The sequence below is a fragment of the Lactobacillus kimbladii genome, from assembly GCF_014323605.1.
Lineage (GTDB): Bacteria > Bacillota > Bacilli > Lactobacillales > Lactobacillaceae > Lactobacillus > Lactobacillus kimbladii_B.
Window position 1 is genome coordinate 292,236 of sequence record NZ_SCMB01000001.1, and the last position, 22,885, is coordinate 315,120.

20 protein-coding genes are annotated in these 22,885 nt (G+C 37.4%); 2 read left to right on the forward strand and 18 right to left on the reverse strand.

The features are described from left to right. Positions 1–37 precede the first annotated feature (37 nt). From ERK18_RS01465 to ERK18_RS01545, 17 genes are all read right to left on the reverse strand, one after another. Positions 38–1,180 carry an ArgE/DapE family deacylase gene (locus tag ERK18_RS01465; protein ID WP_187153989.1) on the reverse strand — a complete coding sequence of 381 codons (1,143 nt, stop codon included), beginning with the start codon at positions 1,178–1,180 and terminating at the stop codon, positions 38–40. 14 nt (positions 1,181–1,194) lie between these two features. Further along, on the reverse strand, positions 1,195–1,944 hold the full coding sequence (locus ERK18_RS01470) for an amino acid ABC transporter ATP-binding protein (RefSeq protein ID WP_187153990.1): 750 nt from the start codon (positions 1,942–1,944) through the stop codon (positions 1,195–1,197). Next, positions 1,937–3,433 carry an ABC transporter substrate-binding protein/permease gene (locus ERK18_RS01475; protein WP_122052901.1) on the reverse strand — a complete coding sequence of 499 codons (1,497 nt, stop codon included), beginning with the start codon at positions 3,431–3,433 and terminating at the stop codon, positions 1,937–1,939. The genes ERK18_RS01470 and ERK18_RS01475 overlap by 8 nt, the downstream gene beginning before the upstream one ends. Positions 3,434–3,601: 168 nt before the next feature. Next, positions 3,602–4,831: a lactate oxidase gene (locus ERK18_RS01480; RefSeq protein WP_109586747.1), complete on the reverse strand. Its 1,230-nt coding sequence runs from the start codon at positions 4,829–4,831 to the stop codon at positions 3,602–3,604. 171 nt (positions 4,832–5,002) lie between these two features. After that, positions 5,003–5,800 carry a metal ABC transporter permease gene (locus ERK18_RS01485; RefSeq protein ID WP_109586748.1) on the reverse strand — a complete coding sequence of 266 codons (798 nt, stop codon included), beginning with the start codon at positions 5,798–5,800 and terminating at the stop codon, positions 5,003–5,005. Further along, complete coding sequence (locus ERK18_RS01490) at positions 5,800–6,420, reverse strand: ATP-binding cassette domain-containing protein (protein ID WP_109587028.1); 621 nt, start codon at positions 6,418–6,420, stop codon at positions 5,800–5,802. The genes ERK18_RS01485 and ERK18_RS01490 overlap by 1 nt, the downstream gene beginning before the upstream one ends. Before the next feature lie 53 nt (positions 6,421–6,473). After that, the gene (locus ERK18_RS01495; RefSeq protein ID WP_187153991.1) at positions 6,474–7,601 is read right to left on the reverse strand and encodes an SLAP domain-containing protein; all 1,128 of its coding nucleotides are present in this window, start codon (positions 7,599–7,601) and stop codon (positions 6,474–6,476) included. 19 nt (positions 7,602–7,620) lie between these two features. Beyond that, positions 7,621–8,520, reverse strand: a complete 900-nt coding sequence (locus ERK18_RS01500) for a metal ABC transporter solute-binding protein, Zn/Mn family (protein ID WP_187153992.1) — start codon at positions 8,518–8,520, stop codon at positions 7,621–7,623. 246 nt (positions 8,521–8,766) lie between these two features. Beyond that, the gene (locus tag ERK18_RS01505; protein ID WP_034978143.1) at positions 8,767–9,492 is read right to left on the reverse strand and encodes an LrgB family protein; all 726 of its coding nucleotides are present in this window, start codon (positions 9,490–9,492) and stop codon (positions 8,767–8,769) included. Next, the gene (locus tag ERK18_RS01510; RefSeq protein WP_187153993.1) at positions 9,492–9,926 is read right to left on the reverse strand and encodes a CidA/LrgA family protein; all 435 of its coding nucleotides are present in this window, start codon (positions 9,924–9,926) and stop codon (positions 9,492–9,494) included. The genes ERK18_RS01505 and ERK18_RS01510 overlap by 1 nt, the downstream gene beginning before the upstream one ends. Positions 9,927–10,083: 157 nt before the next feature. Further along, the gene (locus tag ERK18_RS01515; RefSeq protein ID WP_046332615.1) at positions 10,084–10,821 is read right to left on the reverse strand and encodes a LytTR family transcriptional regulator DNA-binding domain-containing protein; all 738 of its coding nucleotides are present in this window, start codon (positions 10,819–10,821) and stop codon (positions 10,084–10,086) included. A 13-nt stretch (positions 10,822–10,834) separates the two neighbouring features. Next, the gene (locus tag ERK18_RS01520; protein WP_187154260.1) at positions 10,835–12,535 is read right to left on the reverse strand and encodes a LytS/YhcK type 5TM receptor domain-containing protein; all 1,701 of its coding nucleotides are present in this window, start codon (positions 12,533–12,535) and stop codon (positions 10,835–10,837) included. A gap of 281 nt (positions 12,536–12,816) precedes the next feature. Continuing rightward, entirely contained in the window at positions 12,817–14,787 is a 1,971-nt protein-coding gene (locus ERK18_RS01525; protein WP_187153994.1) for a PTS fructose transporter subunit IIABC, read from the reverse strand. A gap of 17 nt (positions 14,788–14,804) precedes the next feature. Continuing rightward, positions 14,805–15,719, reverse strand: a complete 915-nt coding sequence (gene pfkB / locus ERK18_RS01530) for a 1-phosphofructokinase (protein WP_187153995.1) — start codon at positions 15,717–15,719, stop codon at positions 14,805–14,807. Then, positions 15,719–16,474 carry a DeoR/GlpR family DNA-binding transcription regulator gene (locus tag ERK18_RS01535; RefSeq protein ID WP_187153996.1) on the reverse strand — a complete coding sequence of 252 codons (756 nt, stop codon included), beginning with the start codon at positions 16,472–16,474 and terminating at the stop codon, positions 15,719–15,721. The genes pfkB and ERK18_RS01535 overlap by 1 nt, the downstream gene beginning before the upstream one ends. Positions 16,475–16,715: 241 nt before the next feature. Continuing rightward, positions 16,716–18,101 carry an MDR family MFS transporter gene (locus ERK18_RS01540; RefSeq protein ID WP_187153997.1) on the reverse strand — a complete coding sequence of 462 codons (1,386 nt, stop codon included), beginning with the start codon at positions 18,099–18,101 and terminating at the stop codon, positions 16,716–16,718. Positions 18,102–18,148: 47 nt separating this feature from the next. Continuing rightward, positions 18,149–18,598 (reverse strand): MarR family winged helix-turn-helix transcriptional regulator, encoded by a 450-nt coding sequence (locus ERK18_RS01545; RefSeq protein WP_187153998.1) that lies wholly within the window; start codon positions 18,596–18,598, stop codon positions 18,149–18,151. Between the two features lie 171 nt (positions 18,599–18,769). Here ERK18_RS01545 and ERK18_RS01550 point away from each other — a divergent pair, with 171 nt between their 5' ends. Both ERK18_RS01550 and add read left to right on the forward strand, forming a co-directional pair. Next, on the forward strand, positions 18,770–20,125 hold the full coding sequence (locus tag ERK18_RS01550; protein ID WP_187153999.1) for a threonine/serine exporter family protein: 1,356 nt from the start codon (positions 18,770–18,772) through the stop codon (positions 20,123–20,125). 179 nt (positions 20,126–20,304) lie between these two features. Further along, a complete protein-coding gene (gene add, locus ERK18_RS01555; RefSeq protein WP_187154000.1) occupies positions 20,305–21,324 on the forward strand; it encodes an adenosine deaminase in 1,020 nt (339 codons plus the stop codon). Positions 21,325–21,427: 103 nt separating this feature from the next. On the opposite strand, the gene ERK18_RS01560 is transcribed toward add, so the two are convergent. Then, a complete protein-coding gene (locus tag ERK18_RS01560) occupies positions 21,428–22,873 on the reverse strand; it encodes an FAD-dependent oxidoreductase (protein WP_187154001.1) in 1,446 nt (481 codons plus the stop codon). Positions 22,874–22,885: the final 12 nt, after the last annotated feature.

A 22,885-nucleotide genomic window follows, 5' to 3' on the forward strand; every position in this document is an offset into this window, starting at 1 on the left:
TTTTTTCTGTTATAAAAATATTAATGATAGTCAAAAATCAGTCTAATGAGTTCCAAAACTGCCTTGCTAATTCTTGGTATAAATGACAGCCAGCTAAATAAGCATTTACTTCTATATACTCATTTGGCTCATGATCAGTAGTTCCTGCTCCCGGCCCCAGAATAATAATAGGAAAATCTCCAGCTTGAATATATTCTGATGCATCTGTAGCAGCAGTCCCTGCAACGAATTCACTTGGCCTGCCAATTTCTTGCTCAACAACTTTTTGAGCCATTTTAGCTAATTTTGTTTGAGATTGGTCAGGTAAAGGCACCTCAGGAAAACTATATCTAATTTTTAACCGCGCGCCTTTTTTATTTAAATCAGCAACTATTTGTTCAAGTTCAGTATATATTTGCTCATTGGGATATACTGGTGTCGTTCTGATATTACCTGAAAGCCAAGCACTATCGGGAACAGAATTAATTTGACTCCCACCCTGAATTTGACTAATCACATGAGTAAAAGAACCTAAAACTGGATCCTTCTTTTGATGCCTATCCATTAAATGTTGCGTTTCTTGTGCAAATTCAATCAGTGGCATTATCGCATTCTGCCCCTTTTCAGGAGTCGAAGAATGAACGCAAATACCTTTAGAATAAACATAATAGTCGATAACACCTTTATGGGTCACACGTACGTCAAAGTTAGAGGGCTCACCAATAACAAGTCCATCTAAATCAGAAGCATAGCCTTCTTTAGTCAACTGCGCTGCCCCATATTCACCGGTTTCTTCACCTACAGAGGCTAAAAGTCTAATACGACCAGGCAGTTCTTTCTTACTATCAAGTAAATTAAGCATTGCCACAATCATTGCCGCTAGGCCAGACTTCATATCGCTTGCACCACGACCAAAAACTTTTCCGTCTTTCAAAGTGGGCGTAAACGGTTCTGTCTGCCAATTGGTCAAATTCCCCGCTGCAACAACATCTTCATGACCGGAAAAACCTAAAAGAGGCCCATGATCTCCAATCGTTACCACCAAATTATCTCTGCCAGAAGAATAAGAAAGTCTGTGAATTTCTACTGAATATTCGCTAAACAATGCAGTTATATAATCAGCTATCAGGCCTTCATGATCATTTGCCGAATTTATTGCTAACAAGTCAGTTAATATTTTAATCGCTTGTGCTTCTTCCACTTACTTTCTCCCACCTAAGCTTCAAGAACTTTTTCCAAAAAGTCCTGCGCACGCGGAGTTTGTGGCTGAGCAAAAAACTGCTGTGGTGCTGCTTTTTCCTGAATATAGCCATCTGCCATAAACCACACTTCATCCGCTACATTTTTAGCGAAACCCATTTCATGGGTTACGACTACCATAGTCATCCCTTTTTGAGCTAAATCCTGCATTACCTTCAATACTTCCCCTACCATTTCCGGATCAAGTGCTGAGGTGGGTTCATCAAAAAGCATTACTTCTGGATCCATTGCCAAAGCCCGGGCAATTGCGACTCTTTGTTGCTGTCCACCTGAAAGATTGGTTGGAAATGCTTCTGCTTTATCTGCCAGACCAACCTGATCTAACAGCTCCATTCCCTTTGCTTTAGCAGCACTGTCACTCATGCCCTTTACTTTCATAGGCGCTAATTTAATATTTTCAATAATATTCATATGGGGAAACAAATTAAACTGCTGAAAAACCATCCCCATTCTTTCACGCAGTTGATCAAGCTGATCTTCACTTAAGGCAGTTAATTCCTTATCTTCAAAAATCACTTTGCCAGAAGATGGCTGATCTAATAGGTTCAGACAACGCAAAAATGTACTTTTACCAGCACCAGACGGTCCAATTAGACAAATAACCTGACCTTCATTTACTTGAGCATTGATGTCCTTTAAAACTTTATTATTGCCAAAATTTTTCTGTAAGTGCTCAACTCTAATTACGGGATTTGCGTTAGTCATGATTCATTTTCCTTTCAAATACTTTCATTAAGCTGGATAAGCCAAAAGTAATGATAAAGTATAAGATCATTGTAATTACCAATGGCATAACTCCACGATAGGTATCAGCCTGGACTACCCGTGACTGATAAATCAAATCTTTGACGCCTATTACCGAAACTATAGAACTTTCCTTGATGAGAGAAACAAATTCGTTTCCCAGAGCCGGCCAAATATTTTTCATTGCCTGTGGCATAATAACATAACGCATAGTTGCTGTCCGTGACAAGCCCAAAGAACGAGATGCTTCAGTCTGTCCCACAGCAATCGAATTAATACCCGAACGAATTACCTCTGCTACATAAGCTGCAGAGTTAAGGGAAACGGCAATTATACCCGAAAGTAAAGCTGGGATATTTACTACTACTCCCAAGCCAAAGTAAATAAACAGCAGTTGTACCATTAACGGCGTGCCACGAATAAATTCTACATAAGCTGTCGCAATTGAACGTGCAATTTGATTGTGTCCTAAGCGCATAAATGCCAGTATTGCACCTAACAAAAAGCCAAAGAAAACTGATATAGCAGAAATAAGTAAAGTGTACCCGACGCCCGCTATAAAGAAGTCTTTATACGCCCACATCGAATTAGACGCTTTGACTTCCTTTTTTGTCTTACCGGCGGTTAAATATTTTCCAGCTTTGGGTAAATATTCTTTATCTATTAAATCTTTTTGCTTAATCTCCGCTATTGATTTATTTGCAGCTTTAACTAAACTATTGGCTCCTTTATGAAAAGCAACAGAAGTAGCGGATGACTCTGTCTTAAGGCCTGCCGGAATAACCATAATCCCGTCCGTATTTTGAGCAAAAGCTTCGGCTGTCGCCTTGTCAACTGAAACTGCATCAACCTTATGCGTTTTTAATCCTAAAACCAAGTCGTTATCTTTATCCATGGTTTTCAGTTTGACATTTTTGGCTTGATTTTTGATCATTGTGGCCTGCATACTGCCAGTTTGAGCACCAATTGCTTTGCCGGCAAAAGACTTATAATTATGATATTTGCCTTTATCTTCTTTTCTTATCAGTAATTTTTGCTCACTTTTATAATATGGCTGACTAAAGGCAACGCTTTTTGCCCTCTTAGGCGTCGCGTTCATTCCGGCAATGACCATGTCAATTTTACCTGTCTCAAGACCCACTAAAAGAGAGTCAAAGTCCATTGACCGCACAACAAGCTTAACACCCATATCATGGGCAATTTTTTGCCCTATTTCAACATCCATACCAACTATTTTTGATTTGCCCTTAATATTTTTGACAAATTCGTAAGGAGGATAATCTGGACTAGTCCCCATGACTAGTTCACCTTTTTGTTTGACTCTTCGTAGATAATTGTCGGTTCTTTGTTCAGTTTGTCCTTTATCAGCGGCTGCTGCATTCTGGGGTAACAGGGTTAACATTATAAATGCTATCAACAAAGTCTCAAGCAATTTCCACGCTTTCTTCATAATTTTCCTCCATTAATAATTTTATTATTACAATTATAAAGATATAAAAATTAAATTACAACTATTAATTAAAAACAATCATTTTTTAAGCAATAAAAAAAGCTCTGCACATTAGTTAGAGCAGCTAATATATGCAGAGCGATTTGAATACTTAAGCTTTTAAATTAACTATGCTTGAGAAGCACCAGTTACAGCGTCTGAGTCATCTTCTTTTAATTGATTCTCAGCTGTTACAGGATATGGCTTAACTCTTGTAGGATCAGTATTTGACTTCAAGTTGTCGGCAGTGTAATTAATATGAGTAATCTTGGCGTGTTTAACATCTTCAATTGTCTTGCAGCCAGTCAATTGCATATCAATTAATAATTCTTGGTTCAATTGCTCAATAACTGATTGAACGCCCTTAGCGCCACCAAGTGCAAGGCCGTATAAGTATGGACGACCAACACCAACCATATCGGCACCAAGTGCCAAAGCCTTAAAGACATGCGAACCACGACGAACACCTGAGTCAAAGACTATTGGTACACGGTGGTTAACAGCTTTAGCAATCTCCGGCAACATATCAATAGTAGCAGGACCGCAATCAACTTCTCGACCACCATGGTTGGTAACATAAATACCATCAGCACCAGCGCCCATAGCTAAATATGCATCCTCAGCACAAACAACGCCTTTAACAAAGACAGGTAAACCAGACATTTCCTTAATGCGTCTAACATCTTCTGGTCCGATTTTTTGGGCTGAAGAAGCATACATCTGCGCTACAGTTTGGCCCTCACCCTTTGCTCCTTGGTAACGAGTAAAGAAGTCTAGTGGAACAGGATAGGCAAACTTAGTTCTGAGGTTAGCTTCACGAAAGCCTGATACCAAAGCATCTACTGTCAGGAAAATGCCCTTGTAGCCAGCTTTTTTAACTGCATCAAAGACCATCTTGTTGAAGCCCCAGTCTTTGCTGAGATAAAGTTGGAAGAAACGTGGTGCATTTGGAGCTGCTGCCGCAATCTCTTCTACACTCTTATTAGCATACGTACTTGAGGCAAACAAAGCACCTGCTGCAGCTGCACCCTTTTGAGTAGCAATTTCTGCATCTTTGTGGGCGATACCATGGCAGGCAATAGGTGAAATCATTACAGGTGTCTTTAATTTCATACCCATAAATTCAGTATCCAGTTGAGGACTATCCATATTGGTCAAAGCACGTGGGACAATTTGAAAGTGATTAAAGGCAGTGGTGTTATTACGCCAAGTCCACTCATTTTCTGAACCTGAAGCAATATAGTAATATGCACCTTCTGGCATAACTTTCTTTGCACGCTCCTCAAGCTCATCGAGGTTAATCATCTTTAGTGTTTCGTCACGATCACTTTGGGGAAAACCATTATAATATGATGTCATTTTTAAGACTCCTTCTTTATTTAATATTTCCAACTTCTATTATACATGTAAATGCTTACAAAAGTTAGTGAAATTTAAAAATAAATGTTTAAATAACGGGATTCCCACTGTATATTTTTTCACAAAGTAAAGCAAAAATAATAATTAATGTTATTTTTATATTAATAATTACTATAAATTATGCTTAATAATATGAGTGAAATAGGTAACAAGATACACCGCAACTTCGATGACAGCTATAAAGAAAGTTACTGGCAAATTCGTAATATAGCCCAAATATAGACCAAGCCAGACGCCAATCAAGGCAAAAAAGACAGACCAGCCAATCATCGCCGGAATTGTTTTCCCTAAATAGTTTGCAGTGGCTGGTGGTAATGTTAGCAAAATAAAAACTAAAAGCGAGCCCACTATTTGAGCACCAATTGATACCGACATCGCCAGAGCAATTAAAAAAATAACACTGACTGCACCAGTTTTTACTCCATGAGCAAGAGCACCAATATGGTCAAATGAATCGAAATTTAATGAGCGCTGAATGCTAAAAATCATCAACAATACAATTATAGAAAGAGCTATAAGTTGGATCACGCCCTGATGATCAACGCCGATAATACTGCCAAATAAAATATTCGTAGCATAATTACTGTTAGCACCTGAAATGGCAAGAAACAGCACTCCTAAACCAGTAAATAGAGCTGAAATAGCACTAATTGAGGATTCCTTTTGTTCACTATGAAGTGACAATTCCCCAACACTGATAGAACCCAAGAGAGTGAATAAAAGCATCCCCCACAAAGGCCCAATTCCCAGCCAAACTGCAAATGCAGCACCTGCAAAACCAATTTCGGAAAGCGTGTGTGCCAAAAAACTAAAATTACGTGCGACTACGTAGACACCAACAGTGCCACAAGTTATCGCAATAAAAGTACTCGCCAAAAATGCATTACGCATAAAGCCATATGCAAACATTATTCATATGCCTCCTTAAATTGGGACATTTCGCCATGTTCAATTTGACCATGATTTAAATATAAATAGTTTTGCATATACTTGTGAGCTAATGATATATCATGAGTTACAAACAAAACTGTTATTTTATGTTTTTCATTCAAATGTCTGATCAGCTTCATCAGCTCATCTTTTGCCATAGGATCAAGACTTGCCGTAGCTTCATCTAAAATAATCATATTAGGATTATCAAGCAGGGCTTGAGCTAAATAGGCTCTTTGTTTTTGCCCGCCTGAAGCTTCCCCCATACGAGTATTTTTAATTTGGTATAAATTGGTTTCCTCTAACTGCTTTTTTATTGCTTCCTTAGTTCGGCTGTTTTTAATAATCGGTGCATTCAAACCCACAAAAGCCTCAATTGATAATGGATATTCAGCATCAATATTGCGAAACTGCGGTACATAACCCAGACGAACATCGTCTGCAAATGTAAAAGATCCCGAGCTAGGAGTCAACATCTTCATTAAAATATTTATTAAGGTAGTCTTTCCAGTACCATTGGGACCTAACAGTGCAGTCAATGAGCCCCTTTTTAACTTGAACTTTAAGTTCTCAAAAACATTATTTTTATCAAATCTCATTGAGAGATTATTAACTTCTAAAATATCAGACAATTTGTATTTTCCTATATTATCTATTTAAAATTGCCCACTTTGACAAATTGATTAACATCAATTGGGTAATATTTACGACCCTTAATCTTAACGCGACCGCCATATGTCCGCACATAATTGCCGCGGTATAACTTGTTTGTACCAACCCGTTTCCCTTTGCCATCGTAAAGGTAAGCATTGTGGCTTAATGGACGTAATTTGCCTTCAACGTTGCTGGCAACAACATATTGATTAACACCTATTTGCAAATACTTTCTTTTTTTAATGGTTTGATTGCCATAAATTGTTAACTTGGTACCAGCCTTTTTAGTTGGTAAATCAGTCGCCACACCATTTTCATCATAAACCAATGCATTATGAATTAAGACTTTGGTAGCAACTGGCTTAGGTAGAACAGCCGGCTTTTTAGCAGGTGTTGCAGGTGCTGGTGGAGTTACTGTATCATTATCAACAGGTGCATTATCAGCTGGCGTTCCTTGATCATAATAATATTTAACCAGATCAAAGAAATCATCCATTGAATAACCCCATTTAGCAAAGTAACCATCCGGATCAGTATGATCAGTACCTCCTAAAAAGGTAGACACAGCATGGTGAGACCAAATTGTCCCTTTGCCATCATGAACAGCGTTGTCAGGTTCCAAATTATATCTGTGCAAAATTTGCGCAACATAAATTGCGTCATTATTCACGCCTTTGGCAAAATCAGCCAGATTGTTTTCTTCACACAGTTCTACCTGAACAAAACGGTTGTTAGCAACAGGACCAGCACCCCATACACCGTAATCTGGGCTTGTCATTTGAATGACACCTGTTTTATCCACAAAAGCATGAACATAAGAATAAATATTCATCCATTCACGATTAAAATAAATACATTCATTACGTGCAGTAGCATTGGGTGTTGCAGTTTCGTGAATAACAACGCCTTCAGGCTTGCCATTGCGATAATTAATCGGATTAGCAGCAGAAAAATCGTTATATTTAATACCTTCTTGCGCTAATACTTGTTCTGCATAAGTTACACCGCTGAAACTATTTTGCTTAGCAGTATCATTAATTGTACTTGCTTGTACTATCATCGTCTCTGGAGCAGCAACAGTTGCAATGCTCGCTCCTAAAGCTAAAACGGCAATCAATTTCTTCATTTTTAACGCCTCATAATAATCATTTTCGGACTACTTCAGCCAAATCCTGATAACTATCATTCATCCAGTCAAGATAATTAGTATTATCCGGGATGGTCTCTCTTACTTTTAAGATACGAATATTTTGCTTTTTAGCCAATTTTAGAAAAGTGTCTACTGTAGAACTTGAAGTTTGTTCATTGATCACAAAAAATGCAATTTTTCGTTTCTTAATGCCATCAGTCATTTTTTGAACAGCCGCTGGACTCGGATCTGTATTATTTTGGATTGCTTTCTCAAAATCTTTATTTGCGACTTTAATATTGACAGAACTTAACGCATAATCAAAAACTGGCTCACTGACATAAACCGGTTTTTCCACGTGATGATTTAATTTAGCCGAAGCTCTTTTAATACGAGCAATTTTAGCTAAATATCTTTTCGCATTTTTTCTATAATAATGAGCATGATTTGGATCCTTTTTGCACAAGCTCTTAACTAAGTAATTAACATACTTAGTGGGCATAGTCAAATCAAACCAAATATGCGGATTATCTCCCTTTTTTAAACCCATCAAGTCTTCACCAACGCGAACCGGCTTTTTGTCAACTGAAGAAGCCAATTTATCCATCCAACTGTCGTAACCTAAGCCATTTTCTATTACTATGTCTGCGTTAGATAGAGCCTTAGCGTCGTTAGTAGTAGGTTGAAAATCGTGAGGGTCAATTGCAGATTTTTTAATAATTGCTTCTGCTTTGCCATATTTGCCAACTATATTTTGAGCAATGTCAGAATAGACATTCGTCGTCGTCATAATTGATATCTTACTGCTTTTGTGTGACTTTTGTGAACATGCACCTAATGTTAAAAGAACTATGCCTAATAAGGTAACTGCAGCAAATAATTTTTTAAATTTAACAAATTTCAATATTGTTGTCATTCCTTTTCGTATTTAAGTGTAGTTTTTAGGTAATAAGGCAACTTTTTTAATTGCAGTACAAAATAAAAGTTACTTACAATTAATAACCATTATACACTAATTAGGGAGTGCTTTAAAAGCAACGCCCTATTATAGTTTTGTTACAATTTCATTGCTTTAAAAAAATAAATTTAAGGTAATCAAAAAGCACGCCATAAATTCGCGTGCTTTCTGAGTAAGTAAACAAAACAACTATAAAATTATAAACTACAACCCAATTAAATGGGCAAAAACTGGAACTAACAGATTATCTACTAAAGCTGTGGCCACAACTGCTACTGCAGCAGTAGCTCCTTGCACAGAACCCATTTCCAATGCAAAAGCTGAACCGATAGTATGTCCTGCAGAGCCTAACCCCAAGCCAGTTCCTAATGGATCACTGTTCAAGTTGAACCACTTAACTAATTGCTTGCCTAAGGCATAAATTACTACAGCATTGAGTATGCATGCCATAGCTGTAACAGAGGCATTGCCCCCAATAGCTTTTGTTATTGGCATCGCTACTGCAGTAGTAGCAGACTGACTTAGCATTGACTTTATGCCGACAGTATTTAAACCGACTGCTTTAGCAACAAGTGTTATTAAAGCCATTGAAATTAGCGTACCGAAAACCAACCCTAAAAGAATTACCAGCCAGTTTTTCTTTACAACATCATTACGCTTATACAACGGTACTGCGAAAGCAATTGTAGCTGGCGTAATGAACCAGAAAATAATATCTCCACCTGGTTTATAAGCTTTAGCATAAACAGTAGCTGTTGAAACGTCAAAGCACTTAGCAAGGATAATCAGAATTGCTATTCCTAAAACCATTGCTACAAAGAGTGGTTGAAAAAGGAAAAAACCTTTTGATTTTTTGAACAGCCATTGTCCGGTTAAAAATACAATTAATGACAAGAAAACTCCAAATAATGGATTCGTAATATATTGCATTATTTAACATCCCCTACTTTTTTGTGATTAATAATAGTTAGTTGATTATTAGTTACTTTTCCTATAACCCAACTAAAGAATTTAGTTGTATAAGCAGTAACAACTAATAAAATTATTGTAGAAGCTATTACCACTATAATCAGTTGGATTCCCTGTTCCTGCATAATCTTTAAATTTGCAGCTAATGAAATTCCAGAAGGAACAAACATAAAACCAATTAGTGAGATTAATGCGCTGCCAAAAGAATCAACCCATTCAACTTTGATTACGTGAACAGTTAATAAAAAATAAAGTAAAACTAACCCTATTACTGGAGTCGGTACGGGAAAAGACTTTGGCATCAAATCAGAAATTACTTGTGCCACAAACAAAATTGCAGCATAAATAAACATTTGTACTAAAATTGGAGCTGATTTTGTTTTTTCTTTTTTCATAAGATCGATTTCCTTTCTCATTTTCAGCTTTCTTGCTTTCAAGTAATAAGATAATAGAAAATACGATTTTTGTAAGCGATTAACTCGTGAATTGCAAAAAATGACCTGTGAACTGCACTAAAGCAAATTCACAAGTCAATATAAATTAATGAGTTATTTATAAGCCTAATTTCTGATTCAATTCCTTGCGGTAAGATCTCCCTACCTGAACTCTAGAATTATTATTCATAATCAACATCAAGGTATGATTAAACCAGGGCTGGACCTCCTTGATATCTTCAATATTTACAATGGCATTTCTGTGGACTTGTAAAAAGCATGGCTCTGTTAAGCGTTCCTTGAGCCAAGCTAAGGTCTTGCGTGTTTCGTATTTTTGCTTGCTCGTTTCAATTGTTAGTACACCATTATTAACCGTTGCAGCTATTACTTCCAGTTTCTTAATAACCACATTGCGATCTTCAAGCTCAATACTAAGAATATCACTTCCCGATTTTTGGACCTGCACAGAATTATTATTTTGACTGTTTAAAACTTTCACAGCTTTTTGCAGTGCCTGATCTACCCTCTCTTGTTCGAATGGTTTCAGTACATAGTCAAGTGCACCAACGTCAAAAGCCTTCACAGCATAATTATCATATGCAGTAGCAAATACAATCATCGGTGAATAACTCAGTTGCTTCAATTCATCAGCCAATTCAAAGCCATTTTCTTCATTAAGTGAAATGTCCAAGAACAGTAAATCAATTTTATATTTAAGCAAAGTTCCCTGTGCTTCTTTGATATCTTCTGCTTCGTAGAGTTTAACGGTTTGCTTATTTAAGACTGAACTTTTTTTAATCAAATAAGATAATTCAGTGCGGGCTAGTGGTTCATCATCAACTACCAAAATTCTCATTTTTAGCTCCCTCTTAACCTTCAAAATCATTTTTTTCAGCTTGTTTTAGTGGTATCTCGGTTTGAAAAGTCGTTCCCTTCTCACCAGTTTTGATATGCAATTGACTATTAGTCCCATATAAGCCTATCAGCCGCTTATTTAAATTATAAAGTGCTGTCCCGCTGCCACCAGATTCACTTATTGGTTCTTGACCCAGCCTTTTTAAAATTTCCGATTTAATACCAACGCCATTATCACTTACTAAGATCTGCAAGTAATCCTTTTTTTGACTTAAATTAATGATAATTTTGTTACCAGTTTTTCTGCCTTTGAAAGCATGCTTGATAGCATTTTCCACAAAGATTTGTAAACAAAACGATGGCAGCAGCGTACTATCGGGCACACTGATTTGATAGTCAATCTTAAATTTATGCGGAAAACGCAGCTCCTCGATTCCAGTATAAGCACTAACATACCTTTTTTCCTGATCAAGTGTGATTTCTTTTGCCTGACCATTTTTCAAGCTTAATCTGAAAAATGTACTAAGCTGCATTAAAGCTCTATGAGCCTCGCTAACGTTAACCCTCATTAAGGCGCCAATTGTATTAATTGCATTAAAGAAAAAATGCGGATTGATTTGCACTTGTAATGCCCGAATTTCCGCTTCATTAACCAAACTGGTCTGCTGTTCTGCAATACCAATAGCCAATTGACCGGAAAAAATCATAGCCAAACCACGAACCAGATTTTCTTCGACCACAGTCATTTCTTGTTCAGCACAAAAGTACAGCTTTAGTGCGCCAATCGTTTTTTTATTTACTTGCAGTGGACAAACGATAGCAGACGTTAATGGGCAATCTTGATGGGGACAACCAATTTCTTCTTTTGAATGTGCCAGTTTTTCATGTCCTGAAGCAATAACCGTTTTTGATAAATCAGTTATTACCGGTTCACCGGCAATGTGGTGATCTTGTCCCGCGCCAACATGGGCCAGTACATTAACGCGATCAGTTAAGCCTACCGCATCAAAATTAGTGTATTTTTTGATAATTTTACAGACATGCTCTGCAGAATCAAAGTCTAGGCCATGCCGAAAATAAGGCAATGTTTTATTAGCCAATTCCAAAACATCTTTGGTTTGAACAGCACGCAATTGACGCTCATTTGATAGATAAGTTTTCAAAATTTCTATAAACAAGCAAGAGCCAATTGTATTCAATAATATCATGGGTACAAAAATTAATTTAATCAAGCCGAAGCCATGAAATGCAAAAATAAAGGCCATCTGAATTAGTTCTGCTAAAAAAGATAAAACTGCTACCCAAAAGGTTGAAGGGTACAAATTATTTTTCTTAACCTTATCACCTAAAACGCCAATTAAATATCCGATTAGAACTGAACTGACAATATAAAAATAATCCGAAAAGCCACCAAAAATTACGCGGTGCAAACCACCCACTAAACCAACTAAAAGTCCTACATAGGGTCCAGCAGTCAGACTGGCGGTAGTGATAACTAGCATCCTGGTATTTGCTATTGAATCAGATTGAGGTAATTCTGTCAGAATAAGTGGGGTAACTATTTCTTTTGAACTTGAAATTTCTACACCGGTGAGATTGGCAATGACAACAAAGAGTGAAAAAATGATAAATAACCAGATTTGCGATTTTAGAGTTCTTTTTTCAATTAAATCTCTAAAAAAGCGCATGTTAACAAGGAGAAACGCCAGAATCATAATAATACCCAGGCGTTCTGATAATAATATGAATAGATTGAACACGATTTTCTCCAATCCGTAAACTAAGATAGAATTTACCTTTTATATCATATAAGTATGACAATTTTTTTAGCTTACGCAATAGTAATCGTATTCAACTGCTCAAAATAGTGCCTGAAATGATTAAATCTGTGCCTTAAATTCACTAAGTTTTTAAAATTTATTATACAAGTAAAAAACATCAAGCTGCTTATACAGCTTGATGCCAATTTTTTAATATTAATAAAAGTTCAACTTGATTAATTATTTTCTGATTGATCTACTGGCTTTTTCCACAGACCTAAAATGATGCCTGCAACAATGGAGCCAATAAGAGTAGCAACAAAGTAAAGCACAATATGGTTAGCAAGCGGAGATACCCAGAGACCACCGTGAGGTGCAGGAACACCGATGCGCCATATGCCCACTAAGGCACCACCAACAGCAGAACCAATGATGCATGAAGGCAGAACGTGTCCAGGATCAGCTGCAGCAAACGGAATTGCACCTTCAGTAATGAAGGAAAAGCCTAAAATCCAGTTGGTTAAACCTGCACGGCGTTCATCTAAAGTATATTTATTCTTAAAGAAAGTCGTACCAATTGCAGTCGCAAATGGTGGTACCATACCGCCAACCATTACGGCAGCCATCATTACAGCAGCAACAGTTGAATGTGGGTCGTTGGCAAAAGCACCAGAGGCAAAGACGTAAGCAGCCTTGTTGAAAGGTCCACCCATATCAATTGACATCATGGCAGCTAAAATAGTTGTCAAAACAGCTAAGTTGCCCGTACCCATTTGGTTTAAAAAGTTAGTAATGGCGAAGTTAACTGCACTAAAGATTGGGTTAACAATGTAGTACATGATAAGAGCAATGAAGAGCAGGCTCAAGATTGGATAAATGAGCATTGGCTTCATTCCTTCAAGAGACTTCGGCAATTTAGCAAACAATTTCTTTAAGCCGACTACCAAGTATCCGGCAATAAATCCAGAAGCCAGACCACCTAAGAAACCGGCAGGTGATTTAGCATTAGTTACCACATTGGCAACATAAGCACCACCGTAAGCGCCACTATAAACTGTCGCCATAAATCCGCCGACAAAACCAGGCATTAAAGCCGGTAAGTCACCGATTGATTCAGCGATGTAACCTGATAGAATTGGCACCATGAACGCAAAAGCCATGTTACCGGCATTGTTCAAGAAAATAAATGCAGGAGATTTTGGACCACCAGCATAGTTTTCCACAATAAAGGAGATTGCCATTAAAATACCGCCACCGATAACAAATGGCAACATGTGGGAAACACCGTTCATGAGATTCTTGTAAATTGAGCCCCAAACGCCTTCTTTAGCATTGTCACTATCATCGCTGCTCTTTTCACCGTTTGAATGGTAAACGCTAGCTTTAGAATTCAAAATGTTATCAATCAATTCGTCAGGTTTGTTGATACCGTCAACAACTGGACGAGAAATTAACGGCTTGCCATCAAAACGAGGCATGTCAACTTTCTTGTCAGACGCAATAACAACACCTTGAGCGCGGCTAATCTCATCAGCGGTCAATTTATCTTTGACACCTTCTGAACCGTTGGTTTCAATGCGGACATCAACGCCACGTTTTTTACCGGCCTTGATCAAAGCCTCTTGGGCCATATAAGTATGGGCAATACCGTTGATACATGCAGTAACGCCGACAATTAAAGGTTTTTCTTCCTTTTTAGTTTCACTAGCACTTGCGGCTTGCTCTTTTTCGGCTTTTTTAGCCTCATCCTTTTGCTGTTCTGCATCTTCAAAAAGCTGAATCACTTCTTCAGGAGTTTGGGCTTTTTTAAGAGCATTAACCAGATCAGGATCAATTAATAAACCGGATAATTTAGCTAAAGCTTCAAGGTGAGTATTATCGGCACCAGCAGGTGCAGTAATCATAAAGAATAAATGAACTGGTTGACCATCAAGCGAATTGTAATCAATTCCTTTTTCACTTTTAGCAAAAAGCACACGAGCCTTGTTAATTGTCTTGTTACGGGCATGGGGCATCGCAATTCCATCACCAATACCAGTGGTAGATTCATTTTCACGAGCCCAAATTGACTTAATGAATTCATCTTCGTCATTGACGATGTCGGTTTTGACTTCTAGGTCAGCCATTTCCTTAATGGCATCTTCTTTGTTAGTCGCTTTAAGCGCCATAATCATGGATTCAGGAGCCAAAATATCTTTAATTTTCATTTTAAATTCTCCTCAAATTACGAAATTTCTTCAACATTAATTTGCGGCAAGACCGCATCAATCTGACTTTTAACAGCAATATCTTTAGTAAAGGCTGTAGCAGCTCCACAGGCCATACCGATACGGAAACTTTCGGCCGGATCTTTTGTTTTAACATAAGTACCGACAAAGCCAGCTGTCATGGAGTCTCCAGCTCCAACGGAATTAACGGCAGTACCAACAGCTGCTTTGGCATGATAAAAATGCTTAGGTGTAATCAAGTAGCCACCTTTACCTGCCATGGAGACCATAACATTTTGGGCACCCATGTCAAGCAATTTGCGCGCACACTCAAGCATCTCCTGATCTGACTCAAATGTAGTTTTGAATAAATCAGCTAGTTCGTGGTGATTTGGTTTAATTACCAGTGGCTTATAACTTAAAGTATCTAGCAAAGCCTGACCAGTTGTGTCAATTACAAATTCTGCCCCTGCTTCTTTAATAATAGGTAGAAGTTCTTTATAAAAATCTACTGGCAAGCTTGGTGCTAAGGAACCACTCAAAACCACAATGTCACCTTTTTGCAAATCGCTAAGGCGTGCCTTAAAAGCAATTATTTCCTGATCTGTAATATTAGGACCAGCGGCATTAATCTCTGACTCCTCTTCTGCATGTACTTTAACGTTCACGCGGGTCACATCAGATATAGTGACAAAATCATTAACAATGCGGCGCTGGTTTAGCTGACGTACTAACTCTTTGCCAGTAAAACCACCAACAAAGCCCCAGGCAGTATTATCAATATCCAACTGGTTAAGAATTTGGGAAACATTAATTCCCTTGCCGCCTGCCAGAAACGTGCAGTTATCAGCACGATTAACTTCACCACGGTTAACCTGCTCTAATTGAATTACATAATCCAAAGCAGGATTAACGGTAACCGTATAAATCATTAGCAAATCTCCTTCAAATTAATTTTAGCGGGCAACAATTTTTTATTCTTGGCACTTAAAGAAGTAGTAAGAACTGTTACGTCTTTTACTTGTGCAAAAGTCGCAAAACTGCGCTCACCAATTTTAGAAGTATCGGTCAAAATGTATGCCTGATCGGCCTGAGCAATTTCAATTTTCTTAATTGCTGCTTCTTCAGTATCGGGTGTAGTCAAGTTCCCCTGGCTATCAAGTCCATTGGTGCCAACGAAACTGGCAGAAAAGTTCATTTGCTGCAATTGTTTTAGAGCAGTTTGCCCCACCACAGCATGAGTATTTTCTTTAATCCGACCACCTAAAAGTATAGTCTCAATTCCATGATTAAGGGCACAAAGTGCAGTTTCTAAACCATTTGTGACAATCGTTACTCCTGGAGTCATGGCAATAAAAGGAACCATTTCATAAGTTGTCGTACCTGCGTCAATAAAAATGTAATCATCTTGATGGACATAGTTTTTAACAGCATACTGAGCGATTAGTTTTTTATCATTATGATTCATTGAAAAACGAATGTGTTGAGACACATCATGAGTGAAGCTTTTGACTGACTGCGCACCACCATGTACTCTTTTGATTAAGCCTTGTTCTTCCATCTGGTTAAGATCACGCCTAATCGTTGATTCGGATGTTGAAGTCATTGAACAAAGATCACTCACCCGGCACAGTCCATGCTGGTTAACGTAGTCTTCAATCACTTTTTGCCGTTCCTGCGTTAACATACATTTAACCTCCAGACAGTATTTTATGCGGTTTAATAATTAAAAGCAATCATTTTCAATCATAATTTGTCATTTTCTGGCAAAAACGAGCAGGATTAACATTTTTTAGTCATATAAATAAAAAATCAACTGATAATTCAAGTTTAACTAATACTGAATTATTAGTTGATATTACTTAAAAACAAGCAACAGTAAAATCTTAACTAGTTTTGCCTTATTTGTGGTTAATTCAACAAATTTTTTATTTTTCTTTTTCAGACAAGAATAATGAGCCTAAAAATCCGATTATTGCAAAAGTCAGCATTAAGACAAAACCCCAGCGGTATGCAACTGTCAAATTTGCAGTCTCAGCATTTGAAGCGCCACTTGCACACAAGCTAATTACTAACATTGATAATGCCGTTCCCAGTGAGCCACCGATTTGTCTTACTGTAGAAGAACCCGCATTAGCATGTGCAGTCATTTGAGGTTCTACCACGTTGATGCCTGCGGTAAAAGTTGTCATCATAGTAAAAGAAATGCCTACCATGCGTAAGGCATAACACAAACTAATTAAAGCCAGACTTGTTTTGCTATTAAAAACAGTCATTGGGAACGTCCCTAATAAAAGCATAGAAAAACCAAAAAGTGCCAATTTTTTAATACCAAATTTATCAAATAAAACGCCCGATACAGGATTGCAAATGATCATTAATAGAGCCCCTGGCATCATTACTAAACCAGAGGTTAATGCGCTCTCTTGTCTAGTAGTTTGTAAATATAAAGGTAAAACTAATTCAATTCCTACCATTGAAATGTTGCTAATAGTACTTAATAAAGTACACAAATCAAATTTTAAATTTTGAAAAACTCTAATATTAAGCAAAGGTTTTTTCATATGCAACTGCCGACGACAAAATAACAGAATAATTAGCAGACCTATTGTAAAGAATGCAGCTATTGTAATCGTAACTTTACCAGTGTTCCCAATATCTGACAGGGAGTACAAAATTAAACCAAAGCCGACAATTGATTCAATAAATGATATTAAATCGGTAGTGTTTCTATGGGGTTCAATGATATTTTGCATACAAAAAGTTGCACAAATGGCTACCATACCACTGGCAATACTTAAAATGATAAAAAGCATTTGCCAGTCTGCATATTTTAAAATTAATCCTGAAATTGTGGGACCAACAGCAGGTCCAAAACCAATTACTAGTCCAGTAATTCCCATCGCCACACCTCTTTTTTCAGGAGGAAAGATAAGTAAAATGACATTTTGAATAAAAGGCATTAAACTACCAGCCGCAACTGCTTCAATAATTCTGCCTAGCAATAGCACCGGAAAATTAGGCGCAAAAACACAAATAAGTGAACCTGCTAAAAAAATAAGCATCATTGTTAAAAAGTTTTGTCTTAAGTTAAATGATTCAAAGATCCATGCCGACATGGGAATCATTAGCCCTACGACCAATAAATAAGAAGTAGTAAGCCATTGAGCAGTTGATTGATTAACTTTAAAAACCGTCATTATTGTTGGCAGAGCATTATTAAGAAAAGTTTCGGCCAACAGCGAAACAAATGCTCCAAATAGTAAAACAGCCATCATTAAATTTCTTTTTTTACTAGAAATATTTTTGATCATTTTTATCCTTTCATCTATGTAGCATGCTACACTTTTGCTAATAATAATTAAAAATTATCCGAAATTCTTTTTAAAACTTGTTCAAGATTTAAAATTTCTTGCTGAGACAACCCCTTGGTAATACGAGTATTAATATTTGTCATTATTGTGCGAATCTTGGCAATATTTTTGTCAATTAAATGAAAGCCTTTATCCGAAAGCCTTAAAACAATTTGCCTTTGATCATTTTCTAAACGCGACGTAACAATTAACTTATTTGCTTCTAAGCGTTTAACTATTCCTCTAATTGTAGGATGACTCAGCACAAACGCATCTGCCACTTCTTTTTGGGTAATTTGCCGCGCTTTTGATTCATATAAATAAATCATCAGAGAAATTTGGGCACCTGTTAAAGAATAATCTTTAAAGATTTCTGCAAACTGCTTGTTTAATTCCTTTTCAATCAAAGTATTTGCAATTTTAATTTTGGGACCAATTCGATTCAAAAAAGTTGTCATATTAATTCCCTTAGAAGTAAATCTCAGACTAATATTTTATCATACTGTAGTATACTACACTTTTTTATAATAAACATGTTTTTAAAAACTCAATTCTACAAAATTGGTCCAACCACGAGTGTGGTAAAATTAAAATATTACGTTATCAAAAGAAGGGTCATAAATTTAGTTATGAAAGACAAGCAGACTCCAGAATCATATCCCAAGATTTCTAGTAAACACCATATGAGAATTCATTGGAAAGAGTTCTTCAAAAGTTCAGATGATACCTTAGTCAAAGATATCACCTTGGTAGAAAAAGGGTCTTTAGTCGGAAGAATTGGTATAATGCTGCTGCAATGCGGCACTGGAGCCTGGCGCGTGCGCGATTCGATGAATACCATTGCAAGGGCACTCAAAATCACTTGTTCAGCTGACATTGGTTTAGTAACTATTAGCTATACCTGCTTTGATGTTGATAACAAATCATACTCACAGACTCTTTCCTTACCAACTACGGAAGTAAATATGAACAAGCTCAATGAAATGGAAGAATTTGTCCGTAAATTTGAAGCTGAAAATAATTATTTGACAATTGGAGCTGTTCACTACAAACTGAATCAAATTGAACGCCATACTCAAAATTATCCTTTAATCATTTCCGCTTTGAGTGCCGGCCTGGCGTGTGCTAGTTTTATTTTTCTACTTGGTGGCGGAATACCGGAAATGTTTTGCACATTTTTTGGAGCCTTTATTGGCAACTATTTGCGCCAATTATTAGGGAAGAAAAAAGTTACTTTGGTCGCCAAAATAACTGTTGGCGTAGCGCTTTCCTGCGCCGTTTATTTCATCTGTTTTAGATTAGGCACATTAATTTGTGGCTGGAGTAACAATCATGCTTATGGTTACATCGGTTCGATGCTTTATGTCATACCTGGATTCCCTTTTATTACTTCTGGCCTTGATATGTCAAAGCTTGATATGCGATCTGGTCTTGAAAGGCTGGCTTATGCTATCTTAGTTGTTATGATTGCGGCAATGGTAGGCTGGGGCATGGCTACTATGCTCAATTTGTCGCCAGGTACCATGCCCAAATTAAATCTTAATCCGGCTTTATTAACAATGCTTAGAATTATTGCCAGTTTTTGCGGTGTTTTTGGCTTTTCAATCATGTTTAACGCCAAAGTATCAATGGCAACTGTAGCGGCACTTATTGGTGCGTTAGCAAATACCTTGCGTTTAAGTCTAGTTGAATTTAATCACGTTCCCGTCGCCCTAGCAGCTTTCATCGGAGCATTATTAGCAGGATTAATTGCCAGTTTTGTGCGGGATAAAGTTGGTTTTCCCCGCATTGCAATCACGGTTCCCGCAATTGTCATCATGGTCCCCGGTTTATACATGTATCGCGCTGTCTTTAATTTTGGTATTACTAACATTAATGTCGGTGCTTATTGGATTATGGATGCTTTAATGATTATTACTGCTCTGCCAATCGGTTTACTTACTGCTCGCATTTTAACGGACGCAAAATGGCGCCATTGCGACTAAAATATTTAATTGGAATTTTTAATTATTTTATCTAACTAGATTCTTAGTTAGGTATTTTATTAGGAACATATCCGTCAATGCTCTTTAATTTGTTCGTTTTTAACTCTATTTTTATTATAAAAATTGTGCTAAACTAAAATAAAAAGTAAAAAAGCAAGAACATTATTAAGGAGGATTATATGAGTTCAGTCGTTACACCAGAATTTACTCGTGGCCTGCCTAAAGCCGAATTGCACTTGCATGTTGAAGGTACTTTAGAACCTGAATTGAAACTAAAATTAGCTAAACGTAATCATGTGGATATAGGACAAACTACAATTGAAGATGTCCAAAAGACTTATAATTACCATGATTTGGCATCATTTCTAGCTGTCTATTATCCAGCAATGAATGTTTTACAAACTGAAGAAGACTTTTACGACTTGGCCTGGGCCTATTTAACTAAGGCTGCCGCCAACAACGTTAGACATGTAGAACTATTTTTTGACCCCCAAGCTCATACTAGCCGCGGCATCCCATTTGAAGTTGCACTCAATGGTCTTTATCAAGCTACTATTGATGCACGGGCATTAAACGTTGATGCTCATCTAATCATGTGCTTTTTACGTGATTTTTCAAAGGAATCAGCAAGAAAAACACTGAAAGAAGGTCTGAAATACAAAGATAAAATTATTGGTATTGGACTTGATTCTGATGAGCATAACAATCCACCGCTAAAATTTGCCCGCCAGTTTGAAGATGCAGCAGCTGCTGGACTTCATATCACCACTCACTGTGATATTGATCAAAAAGATTCAATCGAACATATCCGTCAAGCTTTAGAAATTATGGAGGTTGAACGTCTTGATCACGGTACCAATATCGTGGAAGATCCAGATTTGGTAGAATTAGCAGCCAAAAGACAGATTGGCTTAACATCTTGCCCATTATCTAACAGTTTTGTTTCACCAGAAATGAAAGGTAAAGAAGTAATCGATCTTTTGAATGCAGGAGTCAAAGTATCTATTAACTCAGATGATCCTGCCTACTTTAAAGGTTATATTAGCGATAATTATTATGCTTTAGCACAAAAATATGATCTTTCTCAGAACCAAATCGTGCAACTTGCTAAAAATTCTTTTGAAACTTCCTGGATAAGTCAACGGCAAAAGCAATTATATTTAGATGAAATTGATCAATTTGTAAAAGCCAACGCATAATTTAAGAACTCATACAAAAAGGCCAGCTCATATTAAATGAGTTGGCTTTTTCGCTGGTATAGTGTTTTATTTTATTATTTTAGAAATTATTTTTTTGATTATTTTACTTCCGGGCTGCAATTGCTTTAATTGCATTACGACCTGAAAAGATACAAAATCCTGCATGTGTTCCCGGAATATTAACACCATAGGTGTCACCATAAAGAACTGCAGAGCCATCGCCACCAATAGCATACAAACCCTCAATTGGTCTACCTTTAGTATCCAATACTTCATTATTAGTGTTAACCCGCAAGCCGTCACCGGTAGTATAGGCACCCACACCTAATTCGATAGCATAAAACGGGCCAGCGCCATCTACTGGCAACATGTATTTAGCTGGCTTATGAAAATCAGTATCTTCACCGTTTGCAGCCATTTCATTATAGTGCTTGACGTATGCCACTAGGTTAGGGGTATCAATTTCTCGAGCTAATTCTTCCAGCGTTGCAGCTTTATGCAGGTATTCGCGGCCTTCTTTTTCGGCTTTGGCAATATCATCACGCAAAGTGGGATATCTGTCTTCTGGAACAAATGGTTTCATGGATCTTGGATAAGACTTGTCAGTAAAGTCATCCAAGATCTTTTGGCTAAAAATGCAGAAGACGCGGTCTTGACGGTTCATTGAATTGCCTTCATTAGCCCAGTTGACCACAGCTGCACTTTCGTCGACAAAGCGCTCGCCCAGTTCGTTAACCCACATTTGCGGTTGATCACAAACTGAACTCCAGATAGCGGTACCCCACAATTTAAATGATGGGACTGTCTTATCTTTCAATTGACCGCCAAACATCATCGCCATTCCGGTAAAGTACTTCTTAGCGCCCAACTTCCAGGCCAATCTCAAACCGTCTCCCGTATTTTTACCAGAGTTAACTGGAATAATATTGTCTGGGTTTTGGTGAGGCGTACTTTCTAACAACTTTTGGTCATTTAAATAACCACCGGTAGCCAAAACCACATTCTTAGCATTAACAACTTTAGTAGTTTTTGCTACAACATTAGTTAGAGTAACATCAAAAGTGTGGTCAGCATTTTGTTTTAGATCAGTCACGCTAGTTAGGGTAACTATGGTGATGCCCTTCTTCTTAGCATATGGTTCTAAACCATTGTGAATGGCATCATGACCCTTGCCTTTAAACAAGTGCCAAGTTCTAGCTCCAGAACCTAAATTTGCTACCATTTCAATTTTAGCACCATGATCTTCGAGCCAGGAAACATTTTTGCCGGCATTGGCAATGTATTTTTGCCACATTTTGCCATCTGCTTTATAGTGCGAATAAGTTAACTCCTCTTTGAGCAAATCATCTTTATCAAGAGTTGCATTATCCTTTTTTTGCAGTTCGGAATCGGCAGCGAAAACTCCTTCAACATAGTTACCAGTGCCACCGGTTGTTTTACCTTTTTCGACCAGCAAGGTCTTTAAATTATTGTCGACAGCTTCATCTGCAGCAGCAAAGCCTGCAAGACCTGCTCCCACAATAACTACATCATATTTTTCTTGTGTCATAATTTGTTCCTC